The 18625-nt window shown below is 70.5% G+C and carries 16 protein-coding genes; 10 read left to right on the top strand and 6 right to left on the bottom strand.

What is annotated here, in order from left to right; genetic code table 11:
* Positions 1 to 2: 2 nt before the first annotated feature.
* Positions 3 to 2801 (bottom strand): SpoIIE family protein phosphatase, encoded by a 2799-nt coding sequence (locus ACZ5VQ_RS03405; protein ID WP_469103445.1) that lies wholly within the window; start codon positions 2799 to 2801, stop codon positions 3 to 5.
* Between the two features lie 270 nt (positions 2802 to 3071).
* Here ACZ5VQ_RS03405 and ACZ5VQ_RS03400 point away from each other — a divergent pair, with 270 nt between their 5' ends.
* Positions 3072 to 3314 (top strand): DUF6296 family protein, encoded by a 243-nt coding sequence (locus tag ACZ5VQ_RS03400; RefSeq protein WP_469103444.1) that lies wholly within the window; start codon positions 3072 to 3074, stop codon positions 3312 to 3314.
* 33 nt (positions 3315 to 3347) lie between these two features.
* Here the strand turns inward: ACZ5VQ_RS03400 and ACZ5VQ_RS03395 are convergent, their stop codons facing one another.
* Entirely contained in the window at positions 3348 to 3917 is a 570-nt protein-coding gene (locus tag ACZ5VQ_RS03395) for a hypothetical protein (protein ID WP_469103443.1), read from the bottom strand.
* Between the two features lie 160 nt (positions 3918 to 4077).
* On the opposite strand from ACZ5VQ_RS03395, the gene ACZ5VQ_RS03390 reads away from it, so the two are divergent.
* Positions 4078 to 5283 (top strand): cytochrome P450 family protein, encoded by a 1206-nt coding sequence (locus ACZ5VQ_RS03390; protein WP_469103442.1) that lies wholly within the window; start codon positions 4078 to 4080, stop codon positions 5281 to 5283.
* A 494-nt stretch (positions 5284 to 5777) separates the two neighbouring features.
* Positions 5778 to 7919, top strand: coding sequence for a DUF1996 domain-containing protein (locus ACZ5VQ_RS03385; protein WP_469103441.1), 2142 nt, complete (start codon positions 5778 to 5780; stop codon positions 7917 to 7919).
* A 134-nt stretch (positions 7920 to 8053) separates the two neighbouring features.
* Here ACZ5VQ_RS03385 and ACZ5VQ_RS03380 read toward each other — a convergent pair whose 3' ends face one another.
* Positions 8054 to 8638, bottom strand: coding sequence for a TetR/AcrR family transcriptional regulator (locus tag ACZ5VQ_RS03380; RefSeq protein ID WP_469103440.1), 585 nt, complete (start codon positions 8636 to 8638; stop codon positions 8054 to 8056).
* An 89-nt stretch (positions 8639 to 8727) separates the two neighbouring features.
* On the opposite strand from ACZ5VQ_RS03380, the gene ACZ5VQ_RS03375 reads away from it, so the two are divergent.
* Positions 8728 to 9171 (top strand): nuclear transport factor 2 family protein, encoded by a 444-nt coding sequence (locus ACZ5VQ_RS03375; RefSeq protein WP_469103439.1) that lies wholly within the window; start codon positions 8728 to 8730, stop codon positions 9169 to 9171.
* Positions 9168 to 10022, top strand: coding sequence for an NAD(P)H-binding protein (locus tag ACZ5VQ_RS03370; protein WP_469103438.1), 855 nt, complete (start codon positions 9168 to 9170; stop codon positions 10020 to 10022). Before ACZ5VQ_RS03375 ends, ACZ5VQ_RS03370 begins: the two co-directional genes overlap by 4 nt.
* Before the next feature lie 58 nt (positions 10023 to 10080).
* Here ACZ5VQ_RS03370 and ACZ5VQ_RS03365 read toward each other — a convergent pair whose 3' ends face one another.
* A complete protein-coding gene (locus ACZ5VQ_RS03365) occupies positions 10081 to 10575 on the bottom strand; it encodes a lamin tail domain-containing protein (RefSeq protein WP_469103437.1) in 495 nt (164 codons plus the stop codon).
* Positions 10576 to 10847: 272 nt separating this feature from the next.
* Here ACZ5VQ_RS03365 and ACZ5VQ_RS03360 point away from each other — a divergent pair, with 272 nt between their 5' ends.
* On the top strand, positions 10848 to 11342 hold the full coding sequence (locus tag ACZ5VQ_RS03360; protein WP_469103436.1) for a DUF6010 family protein: 495 nt from the start codon (positions 10848 to 10850) through the stop codon (positions 11340 to 11342).
* Here the strand turns inward: ACZ5VQ_RS03360 and ACZ5VQ_RS03355 are convergent.
* Positions 11321 to 12766 carry a glyceraldehyde-3-phosphate dehydrogenase gene (locus ACZ5VQ_RS03355; protein WP_200394098.1) on the bottom strand — a complete coding sequence of 482 codons (1446 nt, stop codon included), beginning with the start codon at positions 12764 to 12766 and terminating at the stop codon, positions 11321 to 11323. The genes ACZ5VQ_RS03360 and ACZ5VQ_RS03355 overlap by 22 nt on opposite strands.
* Positions 12767 to 12894: 128 nt before the next feature.
* Positions 12895 to 13503: a TetR/AcrR family transcriptional regulator gene (locus tag ACZ5VQ_RS03350; RefSeq protein WP_469103435.1), complete on the bottom strand. Its 609-nt coding sequence runs from the start codon at positions 13501 to 13503 to the stop codon at positions 12895 to 12897.
* A 223-nt stretch (positions 13504 to 13726) separates the two neighbouring features.
* Here ACZ5VQ_RS03350 and ACZ5VQ_RS03345 point away from each other — a divergent pair, with 223 nt between their 5' ends.
* The 4 genes from ACZ5VQ_RS03345 to ACZ5VQ_RS03330 are packed head-to-tail and all read left to right on the top strand — an operon-like array spanning position 13727 to position 18618.
* Positions 13727 to 14314 (top strand): (2Fe-2S)-binding protein, encoded by a 588-nt coding sequence (locus ACZ5VQ_RS03345; RefSeq protein ID WP_469103434.1) that lies wholly within the window; start codon positions 13727 to 13729, stop codon positions 14312 to 14314.
* The gene (locus tag ACZ5VQ_RS03340; RefSeq protein WP_469103433.1) at positions 14311 to 15303 is read left to right on the top strand and encodes an FAD binding domain-containing protein; all 993 of its coding nucleotides are present in this window, start codon (positions 14311 to 14313) and stop codon (positions 15301 to 15303) included. Before ACZ5VQ_RS03345 ends, ACZ5VQ_RS03340 begins: the two co-directional genes overlap by 4 nt.
* On the top strand, positions 15300 to 17429 hold the full coding sequence (locus tag ACZ5VQ_RS03335) for a xanthine dehydrogenase family protein molybdopterin-binding subunit (protein ID WP_469103432.1): 2130 nt from the start codon (positions 15300 to 15302) through the stop codon (positions 17427 to 17429). The genes ACZ5VQ_RS03340 and ACZ5VQ_RS03335 overlap by 4 nt, the downstream gene beginning before the upstream one ends.
* A complete protein-coding gene (locus ACZ5VQ_RS03330; protein ID WP_469103431.1) occupies positions 17422 to 18618 on the top strand; it encodes an XdhC family protein in 1197 nt (398 codons plus the stop codon). Before ACZ5VQ_RS03335 ends, ACZ5VQ_RS03330 begins: the two co-directional genes overlap by 8 nt.
* The last annotated feature ends 7 nt before the right edge of the window (positions 18619 to 18625 follow it).

The raw sequence follows: 18625 nt of genomic DNA, 5'->3' as shown, positions 1-18625 counted from the left end.
CCTCAGGGCAGCGGCTGTTCCGTCCAGATGACCTTGCCCGCGGGGGTGTAGCGAGTGCCCCAGCGTTCGGCGAGCTGGGCGACGAGGAACAGACCGCGTCCGCCCTCGTCCGTGCTGGCCGCGTACCGCAGGTGCGGTGAGGTGTTGCTGCCGTCGAAGACCTCGCAGATCAGGCTGCGGTCGCGCAGCATACGGACCTGGATGGAGCCGGTGCCGTACCTGATCGCGTTGGTGACCAGCTCGCTGAGCATCAGCTCGGTGGCGAACGCCAGGTCGTCCAGCCCCCACTCCGTGAGCTGCCGGGTGACCGACGCGCGCACCTCGCCGACGGCGGCCGGGTCGGACGGCACCTGCCACTCGGCGATGCGGTCGGCTCCGAGGGCGCGGGTGCCGGCGACGATCAGCGCGATGTCGTCGCTGGGCCGGTCGGGAAGGAGGGCGTTGAGGACGCCCTGGCAGGTGTCCTCGGGCGACCGGTCGGCGCCGGCCAGCGCGGTACGCAGCAGCTCCAGGCCGGCGTCGATGTCCCGCTCCCGGTCCTCGACGAGCCCGTCCGTGTAGAGAACCAGCCGGCTGCCCTCGTCCAGCGTGAGTTCGGCCGTCTCGAACGGGAGGCCGCCGAGACCGAGCGGCGGACCCGCGGGCACCTCGGGGAACTCCACGCTGCCGTCGGGGCTGACGACGGCCGGCGGTGGGTGGCCCGCCCGGGCGACGGTGCACTTCCGGGAGGTCGGGTCGTAGACGGCGTACAGACAGGTGGCGCCGGTGATCGCGGCGCTGCTGTCCTCCGCGGCCTCGTCCTGGTCGATGCGGCCGACCAGCTCGTCGAGGAGTCCGAGCAGCTCGTCGGGCGGCAGGTCGAGCGCGGAGAAGTTGTGCACGGCGGTCCGCAGCCGCCCCATCGTGGCCGCGGCGTGCAGCCCGTGGCCGACGACATCGCCCACGACGAGCGCGACCCGGGCGCCGGACAGCGGCAGTACGTCGAACCAGTCGCCGCCCACCCCCGCCTGCGCGGGCAGATAGCGGTAGGCGATGTCCAGGGCGCTCTGTTCGGGCAGATTGCGGGGCAGCAGGCTGCGCTGCAGCGTCACGGCCATGGTGTGCTCGCGCGTGTAGCGGCGCGCGTTGTCGATGGAGACCGCGGCACGGGCGACCAGCTCCTCGGCGAGGGCCAGCTCCTCCTCGTCGAACGGCTCGGGCTTCTCCGAGCGCCAGAAGTTGACCACGCCCATCACCAGGTGTCCGACCCGCACCGGAACGATGATCAGCGAGTGGATCCCGTACTCCACGACCTGCGCGGTGCGCTCCAGGTCCTGCGCGAGCCACCCGGGAGCCTCCCGGAGGCTGGGCTCGACCACGGCCTGGCCGGTGCCGATGCTGCGGGCCTGAGGTGTGGACGCGACGAATCTGATCCGCTCGCCCACCGGATAGAGGGGAGCGTCCTTGCGGATACCGCTGAACGCGGTACGGCGCAGATCGGTGCCCGCCTCCGGCTCCTCGCCGCTCAGCACGGCGTCGGCCAGGTCCACGGTGACGTAGTCCGCGAACCGCGGTACCGCCACCTCGGCCAGTTCCTCGGCGGTACGGGTCACGTCCAGGCCCGTACCGATGCCCACCCCGGCGTCGTACAGGAGCTTGAGATGCTCCCGGGCCACTTCGGCCCTTCCGGACAGGGCGCGCAGCTCGGTCGAGTCGCGGAGTGTCGCGACGCTGCCGGCCGGGCCGCCCTTGAGGTCCGTGGGCCGTTGGTTGATCGCCAGCAGCCGGTCCCCGACCAGGTGCACCTCGTCCGTCGCGACGCGCCCCGAGGCCAGCAGACCGGCCGTGTCCGTGTCGAGGCCGAGTTCGAGCACATGCCGTCCCTCGGCGTTCCGGGGAAGATCCAGCAGCCGGTGCGCCTCGTCGTTGGCGAGCAGCAGCCGTCCCTCGCCGCTGGCGATGATCACGCCTTCCCGGACCGCGTGCAGCACCGCGTCGTGGTGCTCGTACATCCGGGTCATCTCGAACGGGCCCAGCCCGTGTGTCTGGCGCAGCAGCCGTCTGCTCACCAGTGCCGTCCCGCCCAGCGCCAGGGCGAGTGCCGCGGCCGCGGCGGTCAGCAGCAGCGGGAGCTGCCGGTCCGCGACACCGCCGACGTTCTCGGTCGTGATGCCTGCCGACACCAGGCCCACGACCTCGCCGTCGTCCGACTTGACGGGGACCACGGCCTGCACCAGCGGCCCGATGGTTCCCGTGATCTCCTCGGTGAAGGAGCGGCCCTCCAGCGCCGGTTCGAGGGTTCCGACGAACGTCTTGCCGATCCGGTCGGGCTTGGGGTGGGTGTAGCGGACCCCGTCGGTGTTCATCACCACGATGAAGTCCACCTTGGACTGCTCGCGGGCCGCCTCGGCCCGCGGCTGAAGCACCGCGGTGGGATCGGAGGTGCTCAAGGCGTCGCGGGTGCCGGGGGCGTTGGCGAACGTCTCGGCGACGGCCAGGGAGCGGTTCGTGGCCTCCTGGGTGCTGTCGTGCCGCACCTGCAGCACCAGAGCGACCACCGCGGCCACGACCAGCAGCAGCACGATCACCACTTGCAGGACGAACACCTGGCCGGCGACACTGCGCCCGCCCAGCGCCGACCGCAACCCCGCCGAGGGCCCCTGCCCGCCGTCGTGGGCCCCCCGAGGATCGACTGGATGGCGCGGCGTCTGCCGTGCCCGCCGCGCATGCGCTCGGCGAGGGCGGTCACGCCTGCGCCGCGCGCGCAGGCCGCCCGGGCGGGGGGTCGACCGAGCCCAGGATCGACCCAAGAGTCGCACCATAAGCCCATGTCTACACTGCCGGGCGCCATGAGGCGAGAGGGTCATGCCCCGCGAGGGGAGACCGCCCGGACCGGGTGGCCCAGACCAATGGCGGAATGAGGGCCTCAGGCCCCTGGGGCGGCACGGCTCGGGGATGTGGGGCGGTACTGGTGGCCGCGTCCCGGTGCCGATGATCGCGGGCCGTCCGGTGCTGCCGTCGGCACGATCGTGCCGCATGATGGAGATGGGTTCCATTTGTGCGCATTTGTGCCTCAAGCGCGGGAGGTCGTCATGCCCACCCCGGACCGGTACCGGCTGACCTTCACCCATGAGGGATCGGGCGTCGGCGCGACCACGGACAAGGTGGTCGTCGAACGGACCGACACCCTGGGACCGGGCGGGAACCCGGTCTACTGCGACCCCACCGGCATTCTTCGTGCCGAGATCAGCCCGGCGGGGGAGGTGCGGATGCTGGCCAGCGGCGGCTACCAGTCGCCCGTTCCGCCGTCCGCCGAACCGCTCCGGCAGTCCTAGGAGAGCTCAGGGAAGCCTCAGGTGGGTCCCGGGCTAGCTCCGGACGAGGAGCAGCGCGGCGGCGCTGCTCGCGCCGAGGGAGGCGCCGGCCACCGTCTGCGCGGTGGAGTGGTGGCCGAGCGCGACCCGTGACCAGCACACCCCGACCACGAGGACGTACGCGGCGAGCCACCACACGGTGTGCGTGGCGGCGAGCATCGCCACGACCGCCGAAGCGACGGCGGAGTCCACGCTGATCTTCCACGCCGTGTTCACGGCGAGCAGCACGATTGTCGTGACCCACAGCCCGAGCATCGCGACCAGGATTCCCGTGGGCGCTCCGCCGAGGAGCATGACCAGGGTCCCGAGCCCGAGGGAGCCGAGGATCACGAAGAAGATCGGCGCCCGCTGCGTACGGTCCACCACGTGCCGGTCGCCCCAGGTGCCACGCCCGCGCTCCCACTGGATGTACGCGGCCGGCACGATCCCCGCGCACAGGGCGCCGAGCAGACCCCACGGAACGCCGGTCCAGTCACCCGCGGCGGCGGCCCCGATCCCGGTCATTCCGGCGACCAGGACATTGCGGGGCTGAAGTACGTCGGTCACGACGCGGGCGGTTCTCATGCACTCGACTCACGGATTCCGGGGTGGGTGGGTGGGGGTGATCGGGCAGCGGCCGCATGTCATGTACGGCACGGCGCGATGTGCCTGGCCGAAAGCACCGTTGGTCCTGTGCCGAGTCCCGGTTAGCGTGCTTTTCAACCGATCATCAGGGGGAAACAGCATGTCAGCAGGGCCTGTTGTCGATCTGCAGCAACTCGGAGGGGACTTCACCCGCGATCCCTATCCCGTCTACGCCGAACTCCGTGCGGCCGGACCCGTGCACCGGGTGCTCGACACCGACGGCGAGGAGGTGTGGTTCGTCGTCGGTTACGACGCGTGCCGTACCGCCTTCACCGACCCCCGGCTCAGCCGGGACTGGCGCAAGTCCGGGAACATCGGCCAGATCGTCAACACCGAGCAGGACCAGCCGGCGCTCGCCCACATGCTGATGTCGGACCCGCCGGACCACACCCGGCTACGGCGGCTGGTGGCAAGGGAGTTCACCCCGCGCCGTATCGACGCCCTGGCCCCTCGGGTCCAGCAGATCGCCGACGAACTCCTGGACGCGATGCTCGCGGGGGAGGGGCGGCAGGCGGATCTGGTGGCCTCCTTCGCCTTTCCGCTGCCCATGACCGTCATCTGCGAACTGCTCGGCGTGCCCGCGCTCGACCGGGACACCTTCCGTGGCTGGTCCAACGAGATGGTCGCCCGTACGAGTCCGGAGTCGGAGGCGCGCGCCTACCAGGAGATGCCGGCGTACCTCGCCGAACTGGTCGCCGACAAGCGGAGCCGGCCCGGCCAGGACCTGCTGAGCGCGATGATCCACACCGTTGACGAGGGCGGCGACCGGCTCTCGCCCGACGAACTCATCGGCATGTGTGTGCTGTTGCTCATCGCCGGCCACGAGACCACGGTCAACCTGATCGGCAACGGCATGCGTGCCCTGTTCGCGCACCCCGGCCAACTGGCCGACCTGCGCGCCGACTTCGGGCTGCTCGAAGGCGCGATCGAGGAAATGCTCCGCTACGACGGCCCGGTGGAGAACTGCACGGACCGACTGGCACTGGAGGACGTGGAGATGGGTGGGGTGACCATCCCCGCCGGCTCCACCGTCCTGATCGCCATGGCCGGCGCCGACCGTGATCCCGAGCGCTTCCAGCAGGCCGACCGGTTCGACATCCGCCGGGACTCCCGCGGCCACATCGCCTTCGGCCACGGCCTGCACTACTGCCTGGGCGCCCCGCTGGCCCGGCTGGAGGGCCGCATCGCGATCCGCACCCTCCTGGAACGCTGCCCGGACCTGAGGCTGGACGCCGACGAGACCGAGCTGCCGTGGATGCGGGGGCTGTTGATCAGGGGTGCCCGCGAACTTCCCGTGCGCTGGTGACCGTCGGCGCACCACGCCGGTGACCGCCGGCGGTCCGGCCCTCGCCGGTGACCGGCAGTAACTGGATCGCTCTCGCCGAACTCCGGCCGCCCCAGTACGTACGCGGTGGTACGCCCTCGTCCACACCATGACTTCGCGGCGCCCGGCAGGCCTGTCCGCCGGGCGCCGCAATGCGTTTCCGGGTCGGTGCCCGCTGCGTGGCGATGGAGGCGGCGCAGACGCGACGCGCGCTCGCCGCCGCTCTCTGGGGTAAGGTCCTCGTCACTTCGGAGGCGCCCGTGTCTCTCCGTCACATTGTCCGGCCGTGTACACCTGCCGGACGAGGAGGGCGTACGCGGACGAGGAGCAAGAAGCCGTATGGCGCCCTCGGGCGGGCTGGTTCATGAGAGGTTTCTATGAATCCGCGGGACGTTTGAACACTCGGGGCCTCCCCTCCGTATAGGGCGGGGGATTGCCATGCCGGCTCCGGCCAACAGAAGCGTAGGAGTAGATCCTTGGGACGCAACACGCGCAGACGCCCAACAGGCGCACGACGCGCGACCATTGGGGCGGTCGCGCTGATGCTGGGGGGAGGTGGGCTGGTAGCGGCGAACGTCTACGCGACGGCCTCCGAGAGTGGTCAGAGCCAGGCCGGTCAGGTCCTGGCCTCGGGCGCCGCCACGATCGACTGCCCGGACGTGGGCAGTCAACTGACGGCGGTGCCGGACGAGGCGAAGGCGGAGGTCGACAAGGAACTCGCCCTCCTGGACAAGCAGATCGCCGAGGCCTACCAGCGGTTGCAGCAGTCGACGCAGGCCATCCAGCAGGACGGTGCCTTCGCCGAGAACTCGATCATGAACCCGCTGAAGGAGAAGCGAGCCGCGACCATCGAGCGGATCGCGATCGCCGTCGACCGGGTGGGAGACCGCCCGCAGGGCCTTGAGCCCTTCGCGGCCTGCATACTTCGCGCCTCGGGCAACCAGGGCGAGCAGGGCGGCGACGGACAGAACGGCGACCAGGGCGGCGAAGGCCAGCAGCAGGACGGCGCCGATCAGGACGGTCAGGGCCAGGACGGTCAGAACCAGGACGAAGGCCAGGACAACGGCCAGAACCAGGACAACGGTCAGGGCCAGGGCGACGAGCAGGGCGATCAGCAGGGCGGCAACGGCGGCCAGGCCGGCAACGGTCCTGTGGCCGCCGACTTCGTGGACATCAAGTCGGTCCAGCCCAACGTGCAGAGCCCGCGCAAGCAGGGCAACGCCTCGCGCGGCACCTTCAGCACCGCCTGCGGTGTGAACGCGAACGGCCTGTTCAACTCAGACAACGTGATCGTGGCCCCCGGTGTCACCAACGGCGCCCACCACTTCCATGACTACGTCGGCAACCAGGACAACAACGCCTTCGCGAGCGACCAGGACCTGGCCAACGGCGACACGTCCTGCGAGAACAAGGGCGACAAGTCCTCGTACTTCTGGCCCGTGATCCGTCTGCAGAACGGCGCCCAGGAGCAGGACGCGGGTTCTCCCGGCGGCGGCATCGAGGGCAACGCCGGTGAGATCGTCACGCCCAAGCAGGTGACCATGACCTTCGTGGGCAACCCGCAGAGCAAGGTCACCGAGATGCCGAAGCTGCTGCGCATCATCACCGGTGACGCCAAGGCGTTCGTCAACGGCACCGCCAACGCCAACGCCTCATGGAGCTGCACCGGGTTCGAGGACCGGCAGCTGAAGGACAAGTACCCGCTCTGCCCGCAGGGCAGTGACGTGGTCCGCACCTTCAAGTTCCAGAGCTGCTGGGACGGCAACAACATCGACAGCGCCAACCACCGCACCCATGTGGCCTTCGCCGACGCCAACGGCGTCTGCGCGAACGGCTTCAAGGCCATCCCGCAGCTCGTCCAGCGGATCGTCTACGACATCGACGCGCCCAGCCTGAACGACGGCGGCCGGACGACCCCGCTGTTCGCGGTCGACTCCTTCCCGGAGCAGCTGCACAAGCCGGTCACCGACCACGGCGACTTCATCAACGTCTTCGACGAGGACCTGATGGGGGAGATGGTGGACTGCATCAACGGAGGCCGGAAGTGCGACGCCGCCGACGGTGCGGGTGACGGGGGCGGTGGCGGCGGGGGCGAGGAACCGGGCAACTCCCCGTCGCCGACGCCCTCGGACCCGCCCGGCGGGAACAACGGCGACGACGACCCCGCGGACAACGGCAACGGGAACGGCGGCGACAACGGCAACGGTGGCGAGAACACCCCGTCGCCCACGGCCACCGCCCCGTCCGGTGGGAACAACCAGGACGAGGACCCCGCCGACAACGGCGCCGAGAACACGCAGAAGCCCTCCACCGACAGCACGCAGGCCCCCGACCCCGCCGCCGGCGAGGACAAGGGCGATGCCGAAGCGGTGCCGAAGGCCGAATCGTCCCCGTCGGCCGTCCAGAGCGACGAGGCCGCGGCGACGGGTGGCGACGACAACGACCTCGGCGGCGCCGTGCCGGGCCCCGAACCGTCGGGCGCCTCGGTGCTCGAACCGCAGGCGACCTCGGGCGGACTCGCCGACACCGGGACGCAGTTGTGGCCGGCAGCGGCCGGAGCGTTGCTCCTGCTCGCAGGCTTCGTACTGCTCCGCCGTATCAACAGCAGGCAGACGTGACGCGGCAACGCCAGAACGAGGCAGCGCACAAGGTGGTAGCGCCACAGCGCGGTAGAGCCACGACGAAGTAACGCCGTTTCGCAGTAACGGCGTCGAGGAGCCGGCCGGGGAAACCCGGTCGGCTCCTCGCTCGTTCACGGGCCAGTGCCGATGACCCCCGCGACGAAGCCCGCCAGCTGCTTCCGCATCTCTTCCCGGGGCACGCCCTTCTGGCCGGCCAGGTGCTCCACGAGGTCCGCTCGGACGGTGGCGAGCAGCGCGTGCGCGGTGAAGTCGCTGTTGGTGAGGCCGGGAATCTGCTCCAGTGCGGACCGGAGCAGGCTGTGCCATCGCTCGTAGTGCTCCGCCTGGTAGGGGCTGTCGCTGCCCGTCGCCTCCAGGGCCAGGGCGAGATGGCGGTGGTCGAGCTTGAAGCACAGGAGGGCGTCGAGCAGGGCGGGTACGCGCTCAAGCGGCGGCGTGTCGGGCCCCAGCGGGGGTGGGCCCTCCTCGACGGCGCTCCCGACCGGTTCGAGCCGCGTCGCGTACAGCGCCCGGATCAGCCCGGTGCGGTCGCCGAAGGCCCGGAAGAGGGTTCCCTTGCCGACGCCGGCCACCGTCGCGATGTCGGCCATGGTGACGTCCTCGGGGCTCTCGCACTCGGTGAAGAGCGTGTCGGCAGCCGCGAGCACGGCAACCCGGTTACGGGCTGCGTCCTTGCGTGGTCTGCGCTCGGTCATGCTGCTCCTCCATTTGCAAAGCGGACCCACGGTCCGTATCGTCACTCGAAGCGGACCGCTGGTCCGTATCGTACTGGACGGAGAAGCGCGTGCCCGCGAACACTTCACTGGCAGATACCTCACCGGCAGAGCTGTACCGCCACAGCCTGCGGCTGTTGCTGGACAAGAACATCCCCGCCTGGGTCGACCTGTGGGCCGAGGACGGCATCCTGGAATTCCCCTTCGCGCCGCAGGGCTGGCCCGGGCGGCTGGAGGGCAAGGAGGCCATCGCCGCCTACATGCGCCACTATCCCGACCACATCGACCTGCACGACTTCCCCGACCTGCGGATTCACCAGACCACCGAGCCGGACGTCATCGTGGTGGAGATGCGTGGTGTGGGCCGTCTCGTGGAGACCGACAGCCCCTACGACATGACCTACATCGCCGTAGTGACCGTCCGGGACGGGCTCATCTCCTCCTACCGCGACTACTGGAACCCGATCGCCGTTCAGGAACCCGGCGTCGACTTCACCGCGAGCGGCGCCCGATGAGCGGCACCGGCACGACTCTGGTCATCGGTGCCACCGGCACGACCGGCAGCCGTACCGCCGCGCAGCTGACCGCCGCCGGCCACCGCGTCAAGGCCGCCGGCCGTCGCGCGACCCCGGTGCCGGGCGCTGAACCGGTCCGCTTCGACTGGGGCGATCCCGGGACCCACGCCGGCGCCCTCGACGGAGTCGACCGCGTCTACCTCATTCCGCCCCTGGGTGACTCCGACCCGGCCTCGGTCATGCTGCCCTTCCTGCGGCAGGCCCGTGCCGCCGGGGTGCGCCGCGCGGTGCTCCTCAGTTCCTCGGCCATACCCGAGGGCGGCCCGGCGGTGGGAATGGTGCATCGGGCCCTGCCCGGCCTGTTCGACGAGTGGGCGGTGCTGCGGCCCTCGTGGTTCATGCAGAACTTCACCGGAGCGCACGCCCACGCCGACAGCATTCGTGCGGACGGCGCCATCCTGACAGCGGCCGGCACCGGCCGTGTCGGATTCGTCGACGCCGACGACATCGCGGCCGTCGCCGTGCGTGCCCTCACCGACGACCGCGCCCCCAACGCCGAACTGGTCCTGACCGGTCCGGAGGCGCTCAGTTACGACGACGTCGCCACGATCGTCACGGAGGTCACCGGTCGACCCGTGGTCCACCACCCGCTGGCCCATGAACAACTGCGTGACCGCCTCGCGGCGTTCATGCCGCTGGAGTTCGCCACGCTGCTGGCGGACATGGACCGCGCCATCGCCGGCGGAGCCGAGGACCACACCACCGGCACCGTCCAACTCCTCACCGGCCGCCCGCCGAACGGCTTCCGCGCGGTCGCCGAACGCGAGTTGAGCAATCCGGTCACCTCGTAGTGGCCGCACCCGTTCGCCGGGCACCGGGTCGGCCCGGCGCCCGACGAACCGCGTGCTGTCAGCCGTGGTAGCCGATGTAGCCGTTGCCGTCCCGGTCGTTGTTCCTCTTCGTGTAGCTGTGCACGTCCGCACGGCTGCCGGAGGGCTTGTAGAGGTAGATGGTGTCGGCGTCGTTGTTCCACATGAAGTTGCAGTTGTCGCGGTAGACGACGTTGCCGGCATCGGAGTCGTTGCCGTTGCCGCCGCGCAACTTCACATAGTCACCGGGCTGGAGATAGTGGTTCGCGGTGAAGGCGAACCGGTTGCCGGTCTTGTCCTTGACGACATAGCCCTTGAGATTCACGGTCGCCGAGGACGAGTAGTTCTTGATGGTCAGGTATTCCTGGTGCGTGTTGCCGGTGGTGCATCTGTTGGAGTCGCTGCCGGGCGCGTCGTACTGAATGCCCCGGACCTTCAACGCCGAGGTGTACTCGGCCGCCTGGGCCGGGGCGGCAACGAGTACCGCCAGCGCACCGGCTGTGAAGGACACGGCTATGACAGGGTGCTTTCGCATGAGAATCCCCCTCCAGATCGCTATGAGGCACTGGAGCCTAGCCATGCCGTGAACGATGTGTGTCGGATTGGGGGTTATCGCATTTTCCGTCATGAAAACGTGATAGAGGCACGCAGAGGTTCAGGGATGTGGCTGGGTGTCCCGTCGAGGACGGAAATCCGTTGAAACCTGTCGGTAATGCCCCTGTGGGGTGAATGCCCGCGCTCCTAGCGTGGTGAGCCGTTCCCGCGCACGTCCGGCGGCACGTTCACACTCCAGGAAAGAGCACAGGCATGCAGTACTTCCTGCCGATCGTCATCGGCGTCCTCTACGCGCTGTTGATGTCCCTCATCCGGGAACCGCACCGGCGGCGCTTCAACGCCGTCATGGTCGCTGGGGCGGGCGCCGCGTACCTCAGCGGCGGCGGGATGGGCGGCTGGGAGTTCGCGTTCACGGCGGTCGTGACGTATGTCGCGTACCGCGGTCTCGACTCGTGGACCTTCATCGGTATCGGCTGGCTGCTGCACACCGCGTGGGACGTCGTGCACCACATCAAGGGCAACCCGATCATCCCCTTCGCCCACGACTCGTCGCTGGGCTGCGCGATCTGCGACCCGGTCATCGCGCTCTGGTGCTTCATGGGGGGCCCGTCACCGAGTGAACTCCTGCGCAAGCTGCGGTCCGGGAGGACCCGGGCCCACGACGCGAACGTCCCGGCCGACCCGCACGCCGAGGCGGGGCAGCCGGGACGGGCGGTCCCGCGGGATCAGACCGCCGGAGCCGGGTAGGTCGGGTACTCCACCCCGGAGACGTGCTGGACGACTCGGATGACCTGGCACGAGTAGCCGAACTCGTTGTCGTACCAGAGGTAGAGGATCGCGTTGTCGCCGTCGACCTTGGTGGCGCCGGCGTCGACGATCGAGGCGTGGCGTGAGCCGATGAAGTCGTTGGAGACCGCGTCCGGGGCGCTGGTGAAGTCGATCTGGCGCTTGAGCGGCGAGGTCAGCGACACATTGCGGAGGTAGTCGAGGACCTCGTCGCGGGTGGTCTCGCGCCCGAGCCGCAGGCTGAGGATGGCGATCGAGACGTCCGGCACGGGCACGCGGATCGAGCTGCCCGTGATCGGCGCCTTGAGGTCGGGCAGCGCCTTGGCGACGGCGGATGCGGCGCCCGTCTCGGTGATGACCATGTTGAGCGGCGCGGAGCGGCCGCGGCGGTCGGCCTTGTGGTAGTTGTCCAGCAGGTTCTGGTCGTTGGTGAACGAGTGGACGGTCTCCACGTGGCCGCGCACCACGCCGTACTCGTCCGCCATCGCCTTCAGCGGCGGGACGATCGCGTTGGTGGTGCAGGAGGCGCAGGACAGGATCTGCTCGTCCGGCTTGATCGTGTCGTGGTTGACGCCGTGCACGATGTTCGGGACGTCGCCCTTGCCCGGCGCTGTCAGGACGACCTTGTCGATACCCGGGCGCAGATGCCCCGACAGGCCCTCGCGGTCGCGCCACTTGCCGGTGTTGTCGATGAGGATGGCGTCCCTGATGCCGTACGCCGTGTAGTCGACCTCCGACGGGTCGCTCGCGTAGATCACCTTGATCTCGTTGCCGTTGGCGATGATCGTGCTGTTCGCCTCGTCGACGGTGATCGTGCCCTGGAACTGGCCGTGGATGGAGTCGCGGCGCAGCAGCGAGGCGCGCTTCACGATGTCCTGCTCGCCGCCCCGCCGGACGACGACCGCGCGTAGGCGCAGACCGTTCCCGGAGCCGGTCTTCTCGATGAGCAGGCGGGCGACGAGGCGGCCGATACGGCCGAAGCCGTAGAGCACGACGTCGCGCGGCTCGCGGCGCTCGATCTTGTTGGCGCCCGTGGCTCCGGCCACGGACTCGGCGGTGAACTCGCGCACCGAGAGGCCGCGGTCGTCGGCCTTGTACGTCGCGGCGAGCATGCCGAGGTCGATCTGCGAAGGCCCGAGGTCGAGCTCGGTGAGGGTCTCCAGGAACGGCAGCGTCTCGGTGACCGAGAGCTCCTCGCCGGCTATCTGCCGGGCGAATCGGTGGGTCTTGAGGATGCTGACCACCGACTTGTTCACCAGGGAGCGGCTGTGCAGCAGGATCGTGACGTCCCGCTCCCGGTGCAGCTTCCCGATGAGCGGGATCATCGACTCCGCGATCTCCTCGCGGGTCTTCCAGTTGGTGAACGAGTCGTCATTGACAGTCACAGGTTTATCTTTCGAGCTAGGCGGCGCTCATATGCTAAACCGTCGCCTTTTCGATCATGCCAGCGGCATCGCCAGCGGCATTGGTCGAGCGGATGGCGCGCCCGCTCGCGGTGGCCGAACGGCGTCGCTCAGTGTCCGGGTCCGGTCGGTCCGGGTGTGCCTGGTCCTGGCGCTCCCACGCGCAGCCCGTCCATGATCAGGTCCAGGAGCCGGGTGGCGCGCGGCCGCCAGTCTCCGGCGGGGTCGATCAGCCAGAGGCCGCCGATGGCGAGGATGAAGTCGTCCGCGGTGACGCCCGGGCGGATGGTGCCGGCCTCGTCGTTGGCGCGGAGGAGGAGTTCGGCCGCTTCGGACACCGGGGCGTGCCCCGGTTTCGCCAGGTTCCCCGGGCCGCTCGTCGCCTGCTGGATCGCGTTCGCGATGCCGGCCTTGGCCATGCCGAACTGGGCGAGCCGGTCCATCCACTCACGCAGCGCCTGCTCGGGTCGCCGCGTCTTGAGCAGCTGGGCTGCGCTGTCGGCGACCTGCTGTATCTCGTGGCGGTAGATCTCGAGGACGAGGGTCTCCCGATTGGGGAAGTTCCGGTAGAACGTGCCCTGCCCGACACACGCCTTCTTGGCGATCACGCTGAGCGGGGTGTCCGCGTCGATCGTCAGCTCCACCAGAGCCACTTCCAGGATGCGTTCGCGATTCCGCTGCGCGTCCGAGCGCTGGGGTGCGCCCTTCTCCGGCTGCACTCGTCCTCCTCGCGGGTCCGTGTCCGAATCCCGACCTTGCTCAACCGGACAACTGTCCGTTACGTTTCCTGTGAGCGGACAACTGTCCGGTTGCGCCCATTCTAGCGCTGGGCGCGGCCGGCGTGGGCGCCCGTGACCGTTGTCACCAGCATTCCCTCTCTGACTCTTCTGCCCGCCGGACCGTCCCCCGGACGCACTCCGGGAACGTGAAAGAAGGCTGATCATGGCCCCAGCCACCCCCACGACGTACAGCGCCATAAGTCTGAACATCAACGGCGAGAAACACACGCTCTCCGTCGACCACCGCACCACCTTGCTCGACGCCCTGCGCGAGCGCCTCGACATGACCGGCACCAAGAAGGGCTGCGACCAGGGGCAGTGCGGTGCCTGCACCGTCCTGCTCGACGGCCGCCGGGCCGTGTCCTGTCTGCAGCTCGCGGTGGCGGCCGAGGGACGTGAGATCACCACCATCGAAGGCATGGCCGTGGGCGATCAACTGCACCCGGTGCAGCAGGCGTTCCTCGACCTGGACGGCTACCAGTGCGGCTACTGCACGCCCGGCCAGATCTGTTCGGCGATCGCGGTGATCGAGGAGCACGCGGCGGGCTGGCCGAGCGCCGTCACCGACGACGTCCGGCCCGAAGCCGGACCACCACCATTGAGCGCCGACGAGATCCGCGAGCGGATGAGCGGCAACCTGTGCCGCTGCGGCGCGTACGTGTCGATCGTCGAGGCCGTCGCCCGTGGGGCCGCCGAGACGCAGGCCGTGACGTCCGCGAACCTCCCGCAGACCGAGGAGGCGGCGGCATGAGGGAGTTCGGATACCAGCGGGTCTTCGACGTCTCCGGCGCGGTCGCGCTGCTCGACGCCGATCCCGACGCCCGCTTCCTGGGCGGCGGCACCAATCTCGTCGACCTCATGAAGACCGGCGTCGAGCGGCCCGCGCGGCTCGTCGACGTCCGTGAACTCCCGCTGGACACCGTCGAGTCGACGCGGGACGGAGGCCTGCGAATCGGTGCCACCGTCACCAACAGTGACCTCGCGGCGCACCCCGAAGTCCGGCGCCGCTACCCGGCGTTGGCCCAGGCGGTGCTGGCCGGCGCCTCGGGGCAGCTGCGCAACATGGCCACCGTCGGCGGGAACCTGCTCCAGCGCACCCGCTGCGGCTACTTCGCCGACGTGACCAAGCCCTGCAACAAGCGCGTCCCGGGCAGTGGTTGCCCCGCCATCGGGGGCGAGCACCACAACCACGCGATCCTGGGCGCCTCCGACCACTGCGTGGCCACCCACCCCTCGGACATGGGCGTGGCGCTGACCGCCTTCGACGCCGTCGTGTCGTACGAAACGGCCGACGGACCGGGGGAAGTGCCGCTCAGCTGGCTCTACCTGCCCGTGGGAGACACTCCGCACCGCGAGACGGATCTGCCGCAGGGCGCGCTGATCACCCATGTCACGCTGCCGCCCGCCCCGGTCGCCGCCAACTCCCGCTACCGCAAGGTGCGCGAGCGGGCCTCGTACGCCTTCGCGATCGGCTCGATCGCCGCCGCGCTCGACGTCCAGGACGGCGTCGTACGCGATGTGCGCCTCGCCTTCGGGGCGGTCGCGTCCCGGCCGTGGCGGGCCCGCGCGGCCGAACGGGTGCTGGCCGGGGCACCGGCCGACGCCGAGACGTTCGCCGCCGCCGCGGACGCCGAACTCGCGGCCGCCCGGCCGCTGCCGCACAACGGATACAAGGTGACCCTGATGCGCAACCTCGTGGTGGCCGAGCTGACCCGACTCGCCGAGGAGGCCGGCCGATGACCACCGTCACGACCGGCACCAGGGCCGTGAAGGGAGCCGTCGGCACGGCGCACACCCGCGTCGAGGGCCGCGACAAGGTCACCGGAGCCGCCCGCTACGCCGGAGAGATCCCCTTCGCCGAACTCGCCCACGGCTGGCTGGTGTTGTCGACCGTTGCCCGGGGCCGTGTTCGCTCCGTGGACACGGCGCCCGTTCTCGGCATGCCGGGCGTACTCACCGTCCTGCACCACGAGAACGCCCCACGGGTCGAGACCGACTACCCGGGGCTGCTCGGGTCCTCGCCGGATCCGACCGTCGCCGTCTTCCAGCACGACCGGGTGCCGCACATGGGCTGGCCGGTCGCCCTGGTCGTCGCCGAGACCTCCGAACAGGCCCGCGAGGCCGCCGAAGCACTCGTGGTGCACTACGAGGAGGAACCGCACGACGTCGACTTCTTCGCCGGACACCCGGACGCGTACGCGGCGGAGGGCCACATGCCGGGCGTGACGGCGAAGGGCGACCTTGAGGCCGAACTCGCCGCGTCCGCCGTCGTGGTGGACGAGGAGTACACCACCCCGGAGGAACACCACAACCCGATGGAGCCCCACGCGGCGACGGCCCGCTGGGACGGCGGCCGGCTCGAAGTCGTCGACTCCAACCAGGGCACGACGTGGGTCGCGGGCGAACTGGCGAACCTGTTCTCGCTCGACCCGGCCTCGGTGCGGGTGCGGTCCGAACACGTCGGCGGCGGATTCGGCAGCAAGGGCGTCCGCCCGCACCAGGTGTCCGCGGTGATGGCCGCGACCGTCCTGCAGCGCCCGGTCCGGGTCGTCATGACCCGCCGTCAGATGTTCTCGCTGGCCGGCTACCGCAGCCCCACCACACAGCAGGTCAGGCTCGGCGCCGACGCCGAGGGGCGGCTGCGCGCGCTGGAGCACAGCTCGCTGAGCCTCACCTCGACCGTGCACGAGTTCGTCGAGCCCAGCGCCGGCGTGGCCCGGGTGATGTACGACGCCGACGCCCACCACACGGCCAACCGGGTCGTACGGCTCGACGTGCCCACCCCGACCTGGATGCGCGCGCCGGGCGAGGCGCCGGGGTCGTTCGCAATCGAGTCGGCGCTCGACGAACTCGCCGAGAAGTGCGGCCTCGACCCGATCGAACTGCGCGTACGCAACGAACCCGAGCTGGGCCCCGTGTCCGGGCTGCCGTTCAGCAGCCGCAACCTCCTCGCCTGCTTCCGGACGGGCGCGGGCAGGTTCGGCTGGGCGGACCGCGATCCGCGTCCCGGACTGCGCCGCGAAGGGCGCTGGCTGCTCGGCACCGGCACGGCGGCCGCCTCCTTCGGCGCGATGGCCATGCCGTCCACGGGGGCGATCACGGCGGAGGCGGACGGAACCTTCACCGTGCGGATCAACGCGGCGGACATCGGCACCGGAGCCAGGACCGCGCTCACCCTGATCGCGGCCGACGCGCTGGAGGTGACACCGGACCGCATCCACGTGCGCCTCGGCGACAGCGACCTCGGACCGGCGATGATCGCGGGCGGCTCGGCGGGCACCCGTTCCTGGGCCTGGGCGATCACCGCCGCGGCCGGCGACCTGCGGGAGCAACTCGCCCTCACCGACGGCATTCCGCCGGAAGGGATCACGGCGCGGTCGAACACGACCGAGGCCATCGGTGCCCTCGCTCCGAAGGAACGCCACTCCTTCGGTGCCCAGTTCGCCGAGGTGGCCGTGGACGTCACCACCGGCGAGGTCCGGGTGCGCCGCATGCTCGGCATCTTCGCGGCGGGCCGGATCGTCAACCCCCTCACCGCCCGCAACCAGTTCGTCGGCGGAATGACGTGGGGCATCTCGATGGCCCTGCACGAGGAAGCGGTCCGGGACCGGGCCACCGGCGGCCACTACGGCGCCGACCTCGCCGGCTACCACGTCGCCGCGCACGCCGACGTGCCGCACATCGAGGCGGACTGGGTGGACGACCCCGACCCGGACGACCCCGTCGGGATCAAGGGCATCGGAGAGGTCGGCATCGTGGGCGCGGCGGCGGCCGTCGCCAACGCGGTCTGGCACGCCACCGGCGTACGCCACCGGAACCTGCCCATCCGTCCCGACCGCGTCCTCATGGCGGGCGAGGATGCTTGACATCAGCGAGGAGTTGCACGGCTGGGCCGAGGAGGGCCGGGACTTCGCCGTCGCCACCGTCGTGGCCGTCGGCGGCAGCGCCCCGCGCGGCCCCGGCGCCGCACTCGCGGTCGACAGCGAGGGAACGGTCATCGGCTCGGTGTCCGGCGGCTGCGTGGAAGGAGCGGTGTACGACCTCTGCCAACAGGCGCTGGCGGACGGCGGGACCGTCCTGGAGCGATTCGGCTACAGCGACGATGACGCCTTCGCGGTCGGCCTGACCTGCGGCGGGATCATCGACATCCTGGTCACACCGATACGCGCGACAGCGCCCGCACGGACGGTGTTCCGGTCGGCGCTGTCGGCCGCCGCCCAGGGCGAGCCGACGGCCTTCGCGCAGGTCGTCCGGGGCCCGGCCGAACTCCTGGGCCAGGCGCTCCTCGTGCGGCCCGACGGGTCGTACGAGGGCGGGCTCGGCGGGCACCCCGAGCTGGACAGGACGGCGGCGGCGCAGGCCCGCGCCATGCTGGACAACGGCAGCACCGGCACGATCGAGCTCTCCGCGAGCGAAGCGAGATGGGGGTCCCCCCGGACGGAGTCTGGGGGAGGTTCGCACTGCCCCGGCGGGATCACGCTGCTCGTCGAGTCGAACGTCCCGCCGCCCCGCATGATCGTCTTCGGTGCGATCGACTTCGCGTCCGCGCTGGTCCGTGTCGGCAAGTTCCTCGGCTACCGCGTGACGGTCTGCGACGCCCGCCCCGTCTTCGCCACCCGGGCCCGCTTTCCCGACGCCGACGACATCGTCGTCGACTGGCCGCACCGCTATCTGCGTGGCACCACGACCGACGCCCGCACGGTCCTGTGCGTACTCACGCACGACGCCAAGTTCGACGTGCCCCTGCTGACGGAGGCACTGCGGATGCCGGTCGCGTTCGTCGGCGCGATGGGCTCGCGCCGCACGCACGAGGACCGCGAACGCCGACTGCGTGAAGTGGGCCTGACCGAACGGGAGTTGGCCCGGCTCAGCTCGCCGATCGGGCTCGATCTCGGCGCCCGTACGCCCGAGGAGACGGCCCTGTCCATCGCGGCGGAGATCGTCGCGGCCCGGCGGGGAGGTACGGGCGTCCCGCTGACCGGCTCGGACGCACCGATCCACAGAGAGCCGATCCAGGGAGAGGGGAGCGAGCGGGGCGCCGCGGTGGCCGCCTGAAGGGGTG

The sequence above is a fragment of the Streptomyces sp. NPDC033178 genome, from assembly GCF_055577685.1.
This window is presented reverse-complemented; position numbering and strand designations above follow the sequence as displayed.

Excerpts from the sequence above, each read along its gene's own strand:
- ACZ5VQ_RS03340 (WP_469103433.1), top strand. The coding sequence starts at position 14,311 with ATGAGGGAGTTCGGATACCAGCGGGTCTTCGACGTCTCCGGCGCGGTC.
- ACZ5VQ_RS03335 (WP_469103432.1), top strand. The coding sequence starts at position 15,300 with ATGACCACCGTCACGACCGGCACCAGGGCCGTGAAGGGAGCCGTCGGC.
- ACZ5VQ_RS03395 (WP_469103443.1), bottom strand. The coding sequence starts at position 3,917 with ATGAGAACCGCCCGCGTCGTGACCGACGTACTTCAGCCCCGCAATGTC.
- ACZ5VQ_RS03360 (WP_469103436.1), top strand. The coding sequence starts at position 10,848 with ATGCAGTACTTCCTGCCGATCGTCATCGGCGTCCTCTACGCGCTGTTG.
- ACZ5VQ_RS03400 (WP_469103444.1), top strand. The coding sequence starts at position 3,072 with ATGCCCACCCCGGACCGGTACCGGCTGACCTTCACCCATGAGGGATCG.
- ACZ5VQ_RS03365 (WP_469103437.1), bottom strand. The coding sequence starts at position 10,575 with ATGCGAAAGCACCCTGTCATAGCCGTGTCCTTCACAGCCGGTGCGCTG.
- ACZ5VQ_RS03330 (WP_469103431.1), top strand. The coding sequence starts at position 17,422 with ATGCTTGACATCAGCGAGGAGTTGCACGGCTGGGCCGAGGAGGGCCGG.
- ACZ5VQ_RS03345 (WP_469103434.1), top strand. The coding sequence starts at position 13,727 with ATGGCCCCAGCCACCCCCACGACGTACAGCGCCATAAGTCTGAACATC.
- ACZ5VQ_RS03380 (WP_469103440.1), bottom strand. The coding sequence starts at position 8,638 with ATGACCGAGCGCAGACCACGCAAGGACGCAGCCCGTAACCGGGTTGCC.
- ACZ5VQ_RS03370 (WP_469103438.1), top strand. The coding sequence starts at position 9,168 with ATGAGCGGCACCGGCACGACTCTGGTCATCGGTGCCACCGGCACGACC.
- ACZ5VQ_RS03390 (WP_469103442.1), top strand. The coding sequence starts at position 4,078 with ATGTCAGCAGGGCCTGTTGTCGATCTGCAGCAACTCGGAGGGGACTTC.
- ACZ5VQ_RS03405 (WP_469103445.1), bottom strand. The coding sequence starts at position 2,801 with ATGGTGCGACTCTTGGGTCGATCCTGGGCTCGGTCGACCCCCCGCCCG.